Raw genomic sequence first — 12,962 nt, forward strand, 5'->3', positions numbered from 1 at the left:
GAGAAGCAAAATGAACAAGTCTGTATTGCGGGGGCTGCGCGCCGCAGCCCTCACGGGGACGCTTGTCTTCGGATCACAGCTGGCGCTCGCAGCGGAAAACCCGATCAAGCTCGGCGTGCTGGAGGATCAGTCTGGCGATTTCGCCGCCGCCACCATCGGCAAGGTTCATGCGATCCAGCTCGCCGCCGACGAGATCAACAAGGCCGGTGGCATCATGGGCCGGCCGCTCGAGCTCGTGCCTTACGACACGCAGTCCGACAACACCCGTTACCAGGAGTTCATGCGGCGCGTGCTCCAGCGCGACAAGGTCGACGTCGTGTTCGCGGGCTTCTCTTCGGCTTCGCGCGAGGCCTATCGGCCGATCGTCGACCAATTCAACGGCTTCGCCTTCTACAACAATCAGTATGAGGGCGGCGTCTGCGACGGCCACATGATCGTGACCGGTGCGGTGCCGGAGCAGCAGTTCTCCACCCTCATTCCCTACATGATGGAGAAGTACGGCAAGAACGTCTACACGCTCGCCGCCGACTACAATTTCGGCCAGATCTCGGCGGAATGGGTCCGCAAGATCGTCAAGGAGAACGGCGGCAAGATGGCCGGCGAGGAGTTCATCCCGCTCGGCGTGTCGCAATTCTCGCAGAGCATCCAGAACATCCAGAAGGCCAAGCCCGACTTCGTGGTCACGCTGCTGGTCGGCACGGCACAGGCCTCCTATTACGAGCAGGCGGCCTCCGCCAACGTCAACCTGCCGATGGCATCCTCGGTCAACGTCGGCCAGGGCTACGAGCACAAGCGCTTCAAGCCGCCGAGCCTGAAGGACATGTACGTTACCACCAACTACATCGAGGAGATCGACTCGCCGAAGAGCAAGGAGTTCTACGCCAAGTTCAAGGCCAAGTTCCCGAGTGAACCCTATGTGAACCAGGAGGCGGAAAACTCCTATCTCGCCGTCTATCTCTATAAGCAGATGGTGGAGCGGGCGAAGTCGACCAAGCGCGAGGACATCCGCAAGGTGATCGCGATGGGCGACGTCTGCATGGATGCGCCGGAAGGCAAGGTCTGCATCGATCCGAAGAGTCAGCACATGTCGCACACGATCTATCTCGCCAAGGTCGGCGCCGATCACGCGATCTCCTTCCCGAAGACCTGGGAGGACATCAAGCCGTACTGGCTGGGTGAAGCCGGCTGCGATCTCACCAAGAAAGATCCGATGGCCCAGTACACGCCATCGAATCCTCCGCCGAAACCCTGACCGGCGGCGGATCGCTCCGGCCCTCCCGGCGCGGCCCCGGCGTTGCCGATGGGCCGGAGTGATTACTGACACTTCGCAGCGTCTTCCCACATATCGGGTTGGTTCATGGACATCGCGACCCACGTCTTCTCGGCGCTTTATCAATTCGGCGACGCCTTTGCGTTCCTGGTGCTCTCGGCCTGCGGGCTTGCAGTGATTTTCGGGATGATGGGCGTGATCAATCTCGCCCATGGCGAGTTCATCATGTGCGGCGCCTATGTCACCGCGGCGACCGTGCATGCCGGTCTGCCGTTGCCGCTGGGCATTCTGGCGGGCACCATCGTGTCGGCGCTGGTCGGTGTATTGGTGGAGCTCGCAGTCATCCGCCATCTCTACGACAGGCCGCTCGACACCATCGTCGCCACCTGGGGGCTCAGCCTGATCGCCACGCAGGGCACGCTGATCATGGTGGGCTCCACGATGGCAGGTGTCGGCACGCCGTTCGGCAGCTTCCAGGTTGGTGACTACTCCTATTCGATCTACCGCATTGTGCTGTTCTGCGCCGCGCTAGGCGTGCTTGCCGCGCTCTATGCGCTGTTCAACTGGACGCGCTTCGGCGTGCTGGCGCGCGCCACCATCCAGGTGCCGTATATGGCTGCGGCGCTCGGCGTGGATACGCGCCTGATCTACAGCCTCACCTTCGCCTGCGGGGCAGGGCTCGCGGGCCTGGCCGGCGGGCTCTATGCGCCGACCATGACGCTGGTGCCGACCATGGGCGCGACCTTCATCATGGAGGCCTTCGTCACCGTGGTGATCGGCGGCGCCGACGTCTTCCTCGGCACAGCGCCGGCCGGGACCGTGCTTGCGGTGGTGAAATCGGTGATGACGTCGTGGCAGGGGCAGCTGTTCGGCCAGATCGGCTTGTTGGTCGCCGTCATCATCGTGGTCCGGGTTCTGCCGAAAGGCATCTCCGGCTTCGTGCTGCGCGAGCGCACCTGACGGAGTGATGGCGTCGTGACCGGTTTCCTCTCCTTGTATCGCCGTCTCGAGGGCCCGCAGACCGTCGGCCGTGGTCCGGCCTTCTGGAGCCTGTTTGCGCTCGTGCTCGCGCTCGCACTCGCTTATCCGTTGTTCAGCGACGGCTACACGGTCGGCAACACCGTCTATTTCTTCGTCTGGGTCTTCATTGCGCTCAGCCTCTGCCTGATCTGGGGCTATGGCGGCTCGCTCTCCTTCGGGCAGACCGCGTTCTTCGGGATCGCGGGCTATGGCTACGGTGTCCTCACCATCAATTTCGGCTCGGCCTGCGGCTTCACGCTGGTGGCGCTGATCGCGGCGGTGGCGATCGCCGCGCTGTTCGCGGTCCTGCTCGGCTACTTCATGTTCTTCGGCCGCATCGCCGGCGTCTTCCTCGGCATCGTCACGCTCGCCGTGACCCTGATGCTGGAGCGCTTCATGGCGCAGACCGCGGGGCCGGAGTGGCACATCGGAGCTGCGCGGCTCAACGGCTTCAACGGCATGAGCGCGATGCCGCCCTTGACCATCCCGTGGCCGGGCGAGCCGATCGTGCTGTTCGCCGATGTCGGGCTCTACTACTTCGTGCTCGGCCTTCTGGTCCTTGTCTATCTGGCCTTGCGCATCCTGATGAACTCGTCGTTCGGCAACGTCATCGTCGCGATCCGCGAGAACCCGGAGCGCGCGGAGATGCTCGGCTACGACATCCGCAAGTACCAGCTCATCACCTTCGTCATCGGCGCCGCGCTCGCGGGCCTGTCCGGCGTGCTCTACACGGTGTGGGGGCAGTACATCACGCCGTCGAGCATGGGCATGACGGCGGCGGCGCTGCCGCTGATCTGGGTCGCGGTCGGCGGCCGCAGCGACCTGACCTCGACCCTGATCGGCACTCTGGTGGTGCTCGCCGCGTTCCAGGCGCTGACGATCTATGGCAGCCAGTACGCGCTCGTGTTCATGGGCGTGCTGCTGGTGCTCACGGTCCTGATCGCGCCGAACGGGCTCGTGCTCGGGGTGATGAACTGGCTCGGCCGCCTCGCGGCCCGCTTCACGCGGAGGGCCGGCTGATGTCGCTGCTCGAGCTGCGCGAGCTGAACAAGCATTTTGGCGGGCTGCACGTCACCAACGCCGTGAACCTCACGCTCGAGCCCGGCGAGATCCATTGCCTGATCGGCCCGAACGGTGCAGGCAAGAGCACGCTGTTCCGCCTGATCCTGGGTGAGCATCACCCGGGTAGCGGTGACATTCTCTTCGCAGGAGAAAACATCACCGCGATGAAATCCTTTGCGCGCATTCACCGCGGCCTGTCGGTCAAGTTCCAGGTGCCGGGCGTCTTCAAGGGCCTGTCCGTCCGCCAAAACCTCGAGATTGCACTCCAGAGCCGGCATCGCGGTACGGAGCTCGAAGCCGAAATCGTCCGGCTGCTCGGCTTTCTCGGCCTCGAATCCGAACAGGCGCAGACCGCGGGCAATCTCAGCCACGGCCAGAAACAATGGCTGGAGATCGGCATGGCGATCAGCCTGAAGCCGCGCCTTCTGCTGCTGGATGAGCCGACGGCGGGCATGTCGCCGGAGGAAACCCACATGACGGGCGAGATGGTGCAGCGGCTCAATGCCGGCGGCATGACCGTGCTGGCGATCGAGCACGACATGGCGTTCGTGCGCCAGGTCGCCCAGCGCGTCACCGTGCTGCATCTCGGCCAGGTCTTTGCGCAGGGCTCGATCGACGAGATCGTCGCCGACGAGCGCGTGGCAGCGATCTATCTGGGGCAGGCCCATGCTTGATATGCCGCGCAAGGAAGTGATCCTCGCCACGCTGGGCCTGCGCGCCGGCTATGGCGGCAAGCCGGTGCTCCAGGGCCTCGAGATCGAGGTGCGGGAAGGCGAGATCGTCGCCGTCATCGGGCGCAACGGCGTCGGTAAGTCGACGCTGATGAAGAGCCTGATCGGGCTCGTGCCGGCGATGAGCGGCTCGATCGTCTATCGCGGCGAGGCGGTGGAATCCTTGCCCGCGCACAAACGCGCGCGCCTCGGCATGGGCTACGTGCCGCAGGGGCGTGACGTGTTTCCGCGTCTGACCGTCGGCGAGAATGTCGCAGTGGGCGCGGCGATCAAGGGTGGCGGCATTCCCGAGGCGGGGCGGCGCAGGATCGTCGAGGCGTTCCCGATCCTCGAAGAGCGCTGGCATCAGCGCGCCGGCACCATGTCCGGAGGTCAGCAGCAGCAGCTTGCGATCGGACGCGTCCTGATCGCCGATCCCAATTTGATCCTGCTCGACGAGCCTTCGGAGGGCATCCAGCCCAATATCGTGCAGGACATCGCGCGCAACATGGTCGAGCTCAATCGCAGGACCGGCGTGACCATCATTCTGGTCGAGCAGAATCTCGACATGATCCGCGCCATGGCGCAGCGCTGCTACGTCATGGACAAGGGACGCATCGTCGCAAGTCTCGATCGCGCGGCGCTCGACGACGAGGCGGAGATGCGCCGCCATCTCGCGGTTTGAAAGCCTGGCCTACGGCAGAAGGAGAAAAGAAAATGTCCTGGCAGAAAGAGTCGATCATGGCACGCAGGGGCGTCGCCAAGGGCGAGCGCGGCACCCCCTACACCATCACGGAGAGCGAGCAGGGCAAGTACCATTATGTCTACGGCCCCTATGTAAAGCCGGTGCTGACCGTCGATCCCGGCGCGGTCGTCTCGGCCGAAACCCATGACGCGTTCGAGGGCGCCATCAAGAAGGAGACCGACAGCCCGTCGAAGATCCTCAATTTTCCGTTCCTGAATCCGCAGAACGGTCCGATCCACGTCAACGGCGCCGAGAAGGGTGACACGCTCGCGGTCTATATCGAGAGCATCGTGCCGCGTGGGCCGCAGCCGTGCGGCACTACCGTGGTCATGCCGGATTTCGGCGGCCTGGTTTCGACCGGTCAGACTGCGCTGCTCAACCCGGCGCTGCCCGAGCGGGTCAAGAAGCTCGAGATCGACGCCAAGACCGGGACCAAGTGGAACGACAAGATCACGCTGCCCTATGAGCCGTTCATCGGCACCATCGGCACCTCGCCGGAGATCGAGGCGATCTCCTCGCTGGTCCCGGATTACTACGGCGGCAACATGGACCTGCCGGACGTCGGCGTCGGCGCCATCATCTACCTGCCCGTGAACACCAAGGGGGCGCTGCTCTATCTCGGCGACTGCCATGCGGCGCAGGGCGACGGCGAACTCTGCGGCGTCGCCATCGAGCATCCGACCGTAACCACGGTGCAGGTCGATCTCATCAAGAACTGGACCATCGCCTGGCCGCGGCTCGAGACCCGTGATTTCATCATGACCGTGGGCTCGGCCCGGCCGATGGAAGATGCAGCCCGCATCGCCTATCGCGAGCTCTGCCGCTGGATGGCGGCTGATTACGGCTTCGACGAGATCGACGCCTACATGCTGCTGACCCAGGCCGGCCGCGTCAGGCTCGGCAACATGGTCGATCCCAAATACACGCTCGGGGCTTCCATCAAGAAGTCCTATCTCGTCTGAGGTCGCCCGGATCATGTCCAGCAAGCACAAGGTCGCCGCCGTCCAGTTCGAGCCGACCATGTTCGAAAAGGCGCGCAACATCGCGCGCCTGCTCGAGCTCTGTGAGCAGGCGGCGGCGGCCGGTGCGAAGCTGATCGTCACGCCGGAAATGGGGACGACCGGCTATTGCTGGTTCGACCGTGCCGAGGTTCGGCCCTTTGTCGAGAAGGTTCCGGGACCGACCACCGACCGCTTTGCGGCGCTGGCGCGCAAGCATGACTGCTACATCGTGGTCGGTATGCCCGAAGCCGACGAGGACGACATCTACTTCAACACCGCCGTTCTGATCGGGCCCGACGGCATCGTCGGCCGCCACCGCAAGACGCATCCCTACATCTCCGAGCCGAAATGGGCCGCGGCCGGCGATCTGCACAACCAGGTGTTCGAGACGCCGATCGGTCGGATTGCGCTGCTCATCTGCATGGACATCCACTTCGTGGAAACCGCGCGGCTAATGGCGCTCGGCGGCGCGGACGTCATCTGCCACATCTCGAACTGGCTGGCGGAGCGCACGCCGGCACCTTACTGGATGAGCCGTGCCTTCGAGAACGGCTGCTACGTGATCGAGAGCAATCGATGGGGGCTCGAGCGCACCGTGCAGTTCAGCGGCGGAAGCTGCGTGATCGCGCCGGACGGGCAGGTGATTGCCGTGCTCGACAACGGCGACGGCGTACTACTGTCGGAGATCGATCTCGATGCCGCACGTGCGCGCCGCGTGCTCGGGGAGGCGGTCTTCGTGCAGCGCCGGCCTGAGCTCTATCCGGAGCTCTTGACCGACACGTTCAGCTGGAACCCGCGCGATTTCTTTGGTCTCTATGGCCACGAGCCCTGGCCGGCCGGCAAGACGTCGCGCGTCAGCGTCGCGCAATTTGCGCCAAGTGATGACGTCGTACAAAATCTGAAGCAGATCGCGGTGCAGGCGCGCGCGGCCAAGGCGGAGGGTGCGGAGCTCGTCGTGTTCCCGGAGCTGGCGGTGACGGGCCTGGCCGATCCCGCGGCATCGGCGCAACCGATACCGGGACCGGCCACGGACACGTTGCGCAGGATCGCAGGCGGGCTCGGCCTCTATCTCGTCTGCGGGCTGGCCGAGCGCGCCGGGGAGATGCTCTACAACAGCGCGTGCCTGGTCGCGCCCGACGGGCAGATATCGGTCTATCGCAAGACGCATCTTTTGGCTGACGAGAGAAGCTGGGCGACCGCCGGCGATGGGTGGACCGTCGTCGATACGCCGGTCGGCCGCGTCGGGCTTCTGATCGGCCACGACGCGTCATTTCCGGAAGCGGGGCGGGTGCTGGCACTGCGCGGGTGCGACCTCATCGTCTGCCCCGCGGCCATCAAGGAGGGCTTCAGCTCGTCGCACGCGGGCACCGAGGTGATGCAGCCAAGTCCGATTCCGACGGGGCCTGATCCGCACCACTGGCATCATTTTCGCGTGCGCGCCGGTGAGAACAACGTATTCCTTGCCTTCGCCAATGTCGTCGATCCCGAACGCGGCTATCCCGGCCTGAGCGGTGTGTTCGGGCCTGATACGTTCGAATTCCCGCGCCGGGAGGCGATCGTTTTTGGCGGCGCGGGCCTTGCTACGGCGCTGGTCGACACCAGCAATCTCGACAGCGTCTATCCGACCAACGTTGCGCGGCGAAAGGACCTGGTCTCGATGCGCATGCCGCACAGCTATCGCGCTCTGGTCAAGGCCGCCGCAAGCAACTACTGACGCGGCGGCGAACAGGATCGACGGAGCTCAACAAAGAAAAGGAAACCGACCATGGATCTCGGACTCAAGGGCGCCAAAGTTCTCGTCACCGGAAGCACCAAGGGCATCGGCCGGGCGATCGCCGAAACCTTCGCGGCCGAAGGCGCCAACGTCGGCATCTGCTCCCGCAACCCCGCGGAAGTCGAGAGCGCAGTCGCCGCGCTCAAGGCCAGGGGCGTCGCGGCATTTGGTGGCGCGGTCGATGTTTCCGACGGCGCAGCGCTCAAGGCCTGGGTCGGTGACATGGCGCACAAGCTCGGCGGTATCGACGTCGTCGTCGCCAATGTCAGCGCGCTCGCCATCGGGCAGGACGACGAAAGCTGGGAGAAGGAATTTTCAACCGACATGATGGGCACCGTCCGCCTGGTGAACGCGGCCATGCCGTATCTGGAGAAGAGCGAGGCCGCTGCCATCGTCACCATCTCCAGCGTCTCCGGGCGCGAGGTCGATTTCGCCGCCGGTCCCTACAGCACCTTCAAGGCGGCGATCATCCACTACACGCAAGTGCTCGCCAATCAACTGGCGGGGAAGGGCATCCGGGCCAACACGGTCTCACCGGGCAACACCTATTTCGAGGACGGGGTCTGGAACATGATCAAGGACAACAACCCCGAGCTCTACAAGACGGCGCTCGCACTCAACCCCACCGGGCGGATGGGCACTCCGCAGGAAATGGCCAACGCGGCGGTGTTTCTCGCGAGCCGTGCGGCAAGCTTCATCACCGGGACGAACCTCGTCGTCGACGGTGCGTTAACGCGCGGTGTCCAGTTCTGATCAGGGCATGCGGGATTTTGCCAGCACGCAGTGGATGCCCTTGTTGCCGTCGACCATCTGCGTGACGCGCAGGTCCGCGGCAATCGAGCAGAGTGTATAGGAATCCTGCGCGCTGAGGCCGCTGTGCTCGCGGATCAGCGCGATCATGTCGCGCAGCGCAGCCTTGGCTGCATCATCGAGGTCTTCATCGAATCCCATCGTGATCCAGTCGGACGCCGTTTCCGCGCGCGGCGAGGCGAGATGGAGATCGCGGCGGACGTGGAATTCGAAGGTGCCGGTGAGCGCGGCCTCGATCGCTGTCAGGCAGACTTCGCCGTCGCCCTGAAGCGCGTGGCCGTCGCCGGCGGAGAACAGGGCCCCCGGCACGAAGACCGGAAAATAAACCGTGCTGCCGGCGCCGAGCTCCTTGTTGTCCATGTTGCCGCCGAACGCCCGCGGCTCCTTTGAGGACAGCCGTCCCCATGCCGGCGGCGGAGCGACGCCGAAATTGCCGAAGAAGGGGGCGAGCGGCAGCTCCTGCCCCCAAGGCAGACCTGCGACGTTGCGGGCCCGGTCCAGCGGAATGTGGATGCGGCGAAACTCGGGAAAGTCCTCCGGCAGCGTGCCGAGCGTCGGAACCTGGAGGTTCCAGCCCCAATTGCAGCGCAGCTCGATGTCGAGGACGCGGACTTCAAGGACGTCACCGGGCTCGGCGCCCTCGATGTGGATGGGACCGGTGAGGAGATGCGGCCCCGGACCGCGAAACGTGCCTGCCAGCACCTCCGCATGTCCGGGGACGGTGTCATAGCCGAGCGACGGATCGGGCAGATCGTCCGGCTCGCCCGAGAGGGTCTCGATGGTGACGCGGTCTCCGGATGCAATCCGGAGCGCCGGTGTCAATCGTCCATCCCAAAGCCCCCACTGGACGTTTCCGGGTACAGATCGCAGAACGAAGTCCATGACCTCTGGCTACCTGCCTGCGCTGCTCGCAACGATCGAGGAAGGCGACGTCACGAGCTTGCCCAGCGCAAGATAGACCAAACCTGAGACCCCGATCCCGAACAGCCAGCTCAGATCGGCGCCGCCGAGCAGATTGATCGAGATCGGTCCCTGAAGCGCGCCGACCAGGCCGTCCTCGACCAGCCAACCGGAAACGAGGCCCGCGAAGAACGCGATCATGCCGGCCCAGTTGATGTCGCCATAGGCGCTGGTCTCCGGCGAGCGATAGAGCTCGGCGACATCGATCTTGCCCTTTCGCTTGATGAAGAAGTCCGCGAGCACCACGCCGGCCCACGGGCTCATCCATAACAGCAGGCTGATCATCCAATTGTCGAATGCTTTCGCAAAGGACGGCGCGAAGATGAAGTACAGCGTGACCAGATAGCCGGCGACGCCGACGATGACGGTGAGCCAGAGGCGCGGGAATTTGAGCCCTGCGCTGAGCGCGGCCAGCGTCGCCGAGTAGACGTTGAGGATGTTGGTCGCGATCGGGCCGTGCAGCACCATCAGCAGGACCAGGATGCTGACCGGTCCGCCGAACACCGCGCTCACCATCTTGGCGGGATCGGTGTCCAGCGTCGTCGAGGCGATGGTTGCGCCGAGAATGCCGAGCCAGACCGTCGGCACGAACATGCCGATATAGCTGTACCAGAACACGGACTTCGAAGGCACGCTTTTGGGCACGAAGCGCGAATAGTCGGAGGCCCAGGTGACCCAGGAAATGCCCCAGCCGACGCCGATCGCGGTCATCAGCAGCGTCAGCATCGCCAAATGCGCGCCCGGCGGCAGCGAGGTCGCAAGGCTCCAATTGACGACGCCGGGACGGGTCCACGCCAAAATGCTCATCAGCACCATGATGGCGATGGTCGGCGGCACCGTATATTTCTCGAAGGTGCTGATCGCGTAGAAGCCGTAGACCCCGATCAGGACCTGCGCCGCCATCACCAAGGTGATGATGACGATCTCGATCAGCCAGGTGTCCGGGATGCCGAACTGGCCGAGGATGCCGATCGAGACCTTCACCGGGAAGTAGGTGTTCACGCCGATCCAGCCCAGCGTCATCACGAACATCAGGATGCTGGGCAGGTAGGCGCCGCGGACGCCGAACGCGGACCGGCTCAGCACCATCTGGTTGACCCCGGTCTTGTGCCCCATCACCGTGAAGGTGGCGAAGATCGCGCAGCCGACGATGTTGCCGAGCACGATGACCGCAATCGTCTCCATCAGGCCGAGCTTGAGAATGATGCCGAGCGCGCCGAGCGCCCAGTTGACCGGCGCGATGTTGGCGCCGGCCCAGATCCACATCTGCTGCGGCCCCGTCGAGTCCCGGTCCGCATCGGGAATTGGCTCGATGCTGTGAATATCAGCGCGAAGTTCGGAATCCGTCATGACATCCCCCAATACGAAGCACGCTTCGCATCGTCGCAGCATAAATCGTGCCATTGGTTCTGGTGCGGCCGGAGCAGGGCTTGCGCCGCTGCCGGATGCAGTGTGCACGCACCGGATTGCTACTGCGTTTTCAAGTGCGGGCTGAGCTCACGCGTCTGATCGCTGCGACACTCGTGTGAGATCACTTCGCGGCTTAAGCGTGCCGGCGAAAGGCGGAGGACGTTGCACGGCCGAGCAGCGGTACGATGATAAATTGAGCAGCCCAACTCAAAAGTGCGGCAGCCGCTTCTAATCGAATAGGGCAGCGGAACTGTCGCGACTGGGGTCGCCGGCCACGATGCGCTGCATCATCTCGATGAAGAGCGCCTGTTCCCGTTCGCTCAAATCGCCCAGCGTTGCGCGGTGCGCGCGTCGCGCCGCGCCCTCGATCTTGACCAGCAAGGCTGCGCCCGCCGGGGTCAATCGGCACAAGCGCGCACGGCGATCGTCCTTGTTGACGGCGCGCTCGACCAGGTTTCGTGCCGCGAGCCGCTTCAATGCGCCGGTCGTTGTGGTTCGATCGAGGGCGATATCGGCCGCCAAAGTGGTCTGATCGGCGGTTTCGCGCGCCGCAAGCGCCGAGAGCAGGCTGTATTGCAGCGGCGTGACCTCGAACGCGCCGCAGGCCTCCTGAAACAACGCGACGTGAATCTGGTGCAGCCGGCGGATCAGATATCCGGGACGTTGGGACAGGGGCCAAGGGCGGTGCTTGCTCCCGCTGCGACGTTTCCTTGCCTGCCGCAATGCACACTCTCCCAAGCCAAAACCCTGCCGCGCTTAGCCCGATTCGAGTGCGCCCGCCAGCACCTGATAATGGCATGATGCTTGCTTTTGTCAAAATACGAAGCATACTTCGTATCGAAATGCGAAGCATGCTTCGTAATCCGAAGGCGGGCAACCGCCTGCGCGAGATCGAGGAGGGCGCCATGCCTGTCACTGCCAGCTCCATTACTGCCCACTTCGACCTTCTGCTGCGAGGTGGTCGCGTGATCTGTCCGGCCTCCGGCGTGGACGGCATCAGGGACGTCGCCATCCGCGGAGGCAAGATCGCGGCGGTCGCGTCCGACATTCTGCCGACCAGCGCCAAGGAGGTCGTCGATGTCAGCGGCAAGCTGGTCCTGCCCGGACTGATCGATACCCATGCGCATGTCTATCAATATGTCTCCGGCCGCTTCGGCATGAACGCCGACATGGTCGGCGTGCAATCGGGCGTGACCACGGTGATCGACCAGGGTGGCCCGTCCTGCATGACGCTGCCCGGCTTTCGCCATTTCATCGCGGAGGCCGCGGCCTCGCGCGTCTATGCCTTTCTGTCGGCCTATCTCGTCGGCGGACTCGAAGGGCATTTCTACCCGAAGCTCTACAGCCCCGACGGTGTCGACATCGATGCGACGGTGAAGTCGGCGACGGCCAATCTCGATCTCGTGCGCGGCATCAAGGCCCATGCCGAGATCGGCGGTTTCGCGCGCTGGGGCATCCGCGTCATCGAAATGGCGGCGGAGATCGGCAAGCGCGCCGACCTGCCGGTCTATGTGCATTTCGGCCAGCTCTGGGGCCTGCCCGAGAGCGGCGCCAATGGCGAGGATGCCGACACCATCCTTACGCGCGTGATCCCGCTCTTGCGCGAAGGCGACATTCTCGCCCATCCCTTCACGCGCCATCCCGGCGGCTTCGTCAATCGCGAGGGTGAGGTGCATCCGGTGATCCAGGCGGCGCTCGATCGCGGGCTGAAGGTCGATGTCGGTCACGGCAGTCACTTCTCCTACCGGCTCGCCAAGAAAGCGATCGCTGCCGGCATCATCCCGACCACCTTGGGCGCCGACATCCACGGCTACAACACCCATGTGCCCGCGCCGGCCGGAACGCCCGACGAGCACGAGGACGACGAGAACCACCCGTTCGCCGGGCAGGCCAAGTTCAGCCTGGTGCAGGCGATGAGCTCAATGATGGCGCTCGGCTTGTCGCTGGAGCAGGTGGTGCCGATGGTCACCGCCAATCCCGCCAAGATGCTCGGCCGCAGCGCCGAGATCGGCGCGCTCAAGGTCGGCATGGACGCCGACGTCTCCGTGCTCACGGAGCAGAACGGCCGTTTCGTCCTCAAGGACAACGAGAAGAACGAGGTGATCGCCGAACGTCTGCTTCAGCCTGCGTTCTGCCTGCGCGCCGGCACGCGTTTCGACGCGGTCGCGCCGATCCTGCCGCAGGCCGTCGCGGCGTAAGG

Annotated in this window: 12 protein-coding genes; 9 read left to right on the top strand and 3 right to left on the bottom strand. The window is 64.5% G+C overall.

Features of this window, described 5'->3' with window-relative positions:
- The first annotated feature begins 10 nt into the window (after nt 1-10).
- From RAD15_RS00705 to RAD15_RS00740, 8 genes are all read left to right on the top strand, one after another.
- Nucleotides 11-1,252, top strand: a complete 1,242-nt coding sequence (locus RAD15_RS00705; protein ID WP_458173392.1) for an urea ABC transporter substrate-binding protein — start codon at nt 11-13, stop codon at nt 1,250-1,252.
- Between the two features lie 105 nt (nt 1,253-1,357).
- Nucleotides 1,358-2,230, top strand: coding sequence for an ABC transporter permease subunit (locus RAD15_RS00710; RefSeq protein WP_458173393.1), 873 nt, complete (start codon nt 1,358-1,360; stop codon nt 2,228-2,230).
- A gap of 15 nt (nt 2,231-2,245) precedes the next feature.
- Nucleotides 2,246-3,310, top strand: a complete 1,065-nt coding sequence (locus RAD15_RS00715; protein ID WP_458173395.1) for a branched-chain amino acid ABC transporter permease — start codon at nt 2,246-2,248, stop codon at nt 3,308-3,310.
- Complete coding sequence (locus RAD15_RS00720) at nt 3,310-4,026, top strand: ATP-binding cassette domain-containing protein (protein ID WP_458173396.1); 717 nt, start codon at nt 3,310-3,312, stop codon at nt 4,024-4,026. Before RAD15_RS00715 ends, RAD15_RS00720 begins: the two co-directional genes overlap by 1 nt.
- A gap of 1 nt (nt 4,027) precedes the next feature.
- Nucleotides 4,028-4,747 carry an ABC transporter ATP-binding protein gene (locus RAD15_RS00725; RefSeq protein WP_458174955.1) on the top strand — a complete coding sequence of 240 codons (720 nt, stop codon included), beginning with the start codon at nt 4,028-4,030 and terminating at the stop codon, nt 4,745-4,747.
- Between the two features lie 32 nt (nt 4,748-4,779).
- Nucleotides 4,780-5,769, top strand: a complete 990-nt coding sequence (locus RAD15_RS00730) for an acetamidase/formamidase family protein (protein ID WP_458173398.1) — start codon at nt 4,780-4,782, stop codon at nt 5,767-5,769.
- A 13-nt stretch (nt 5,770-5,782) separates the two neighbouring features.
- Nucleotides 5,783-7,522 carry a nitrilase-related carbon-nitrogen hydrolase gene (locus tag RAD15_RS00735; RefSeq protein WP_458173400.1) on the top strand — a complete coding sequence of 580 codons (1,740 nt, stop codon included), beginning with the start codon at nt 5,783-5,785 and terminating at the stop codon, nt 7,520-7,522.
- 51 nt (nt 7,523-7,573) lie between these two features.
- Nucleotides 7,574-8,335 (top strand): SDR family NAD(P)-dependent oxidoreductase, encoded by a 762-nt coding sequence (locus tag RAD15_RS00740; RefSeq protein WP_458173402.1) that lies wholly within the window; start codon nt 7,574-7,576, stop codon nt 8,333-8,335.
- On the opposite strand, the gene RAD15_RS00745 is transcribed toward RAD15_RS00740, so the two are convergent.
- From RAD15_RS00745 to RAD15_RS00755, 3 genes are all read right to left on the bottom strand, one after another.
- The gene (locus RAD15_RS00745) at nt 8,336-9,274 is read right to left on the bottom strand and encodes an acetamidase/formamidase family protein (RefSeq protein WP_458173404.1); all 939 of its coding nucleotides are present in this window, start codon (nt 9,272-9,274) and stop codon (nt 8,336-8,338) included.
- A gap of 9 nt (nt 9,275-9,283) precedes the next feature.
- Nucleotides 9,284-10,702, bottom strand: coding sequence for a cytosine permease (locus RAD15_RS00750; RefSeq protein ID WP_458173406.1), 1,419 nt, complete (start codon nt 10,700-10,702; stop codon nt 9,284-9,286).
- Nucleotides 10,703-10,990: 288 nt separating this feature from the next.
- Nucleotides 10,991-11,485, bottom strand: coding sequence for a MarR family winged helix-turn-helix transcriptional regulator (locus RAD15_RS00755; protein WP_458173408.1), 495 nt, complete (start codon nt 11,483-11,485; stop codon nt 10,991-10,993).
- A gap of 182 nt (nt 11,486-11,667) precedes the next feature.
- Between RAD15_RS00755 and RAD15_RS00760 the strand changes: the two genes are divergently transcribed.
- Nucleotides 11,668-12,960: an amidohydrolase/deacetylase family metallohydrolase gene (locus RAD15_RS00760; RefSeq protein WP_458174957.1), complete on the top strand. Its 1,293-nt coding sequence runs from the start codon at nt 11,668-11,670 to the stop codon at nt 12,958-12,960.
- Nucleotides 12,961-12,962: the final 2 nt, after the last annotated feature.

The sequence above is a fragment of the Bradyrhizobium sp. 14AA genome (assembly GCF_054185205.1).

What these genes read in the sequence shown, in the direction of transcription:
- RAD15_RS00705 (WP_458173392.1), top strand. Translation starts at nt 11, where the DNA reads ATGAACAAGTCTGTATTGCGGGGGCTGCGCGCCGCAGCCCTCACGGGG.
- RAD15_RS00730 (WP_458173398.1), top strand. Translation starts at nt 4,780, where the DNA reads ATGTCCTGGCAGAAAGAGTCGATCATGGCACGCAGGGGCGTCGCCAAG.
- RAD15_RS00750 (WP_458173406.1), bottom strand. Translation starts at nt 10,702, where the DNA reads ATGACGGATTCCGAACTTCGCGCTGATATTCACAGCATCGAGCCAATT.
- RAD15_RS00745 (WP_458173404.1), bottom strand. Translation starts at nt 9,274, where the DNA reads ATGGACTTCGTTCTGCGATCTGTACCCGGAAACGTCCAGTGGGGGCTT.
- RAD15_RS00720 (WP_458173396.1), top strand. Translation starts at nt 3,310, where the DNA reads ATGTCGCTGCTCGAGCTGCGCGAGCTGAACAAGCATTTTGGCGGGCTG.
- RAD15_RS00735 (WP_458173400.1), top strand. Translation starts at nt 5,783, where the DNA reads ATGTCCAGCAAGCACAAGGTCGCCGCCGTCCAGTTCGAGCCGACCATG.
- RAD15_RS00710 (WP_458173393.1), top strand. Translation starts at nt 1,358, where the DNA reads ATGGACATCGCGACCCACGTCTTCTCGGCGCTTTATCAATTCGGCGAC.
- RAD15_RS00760 (WP_458174957.1), top strand. Translation starts at nt 11,668, where the DNA reads ATGCCTGTCACTGCCAGCTCCATTACTGCCCACTTCGACCTTCTGCTG.
- RAD15_RS00740 (WP_458173402.1), top strand. Translation starts at nt 7,574, where the DNA reads ATGGATCTCGGACTCAAGGGCGCCAAAGTTCTCGTCACCGGAAGCACC.
- RAD15_RS00725 (WP_458174955.1), top strand. Translation starts at nt 4,028, where the DNA reads ATGCCGCGCAAGGAAGTGATCCTCGCCACGCTGGGCCTGCGCGCCGGC.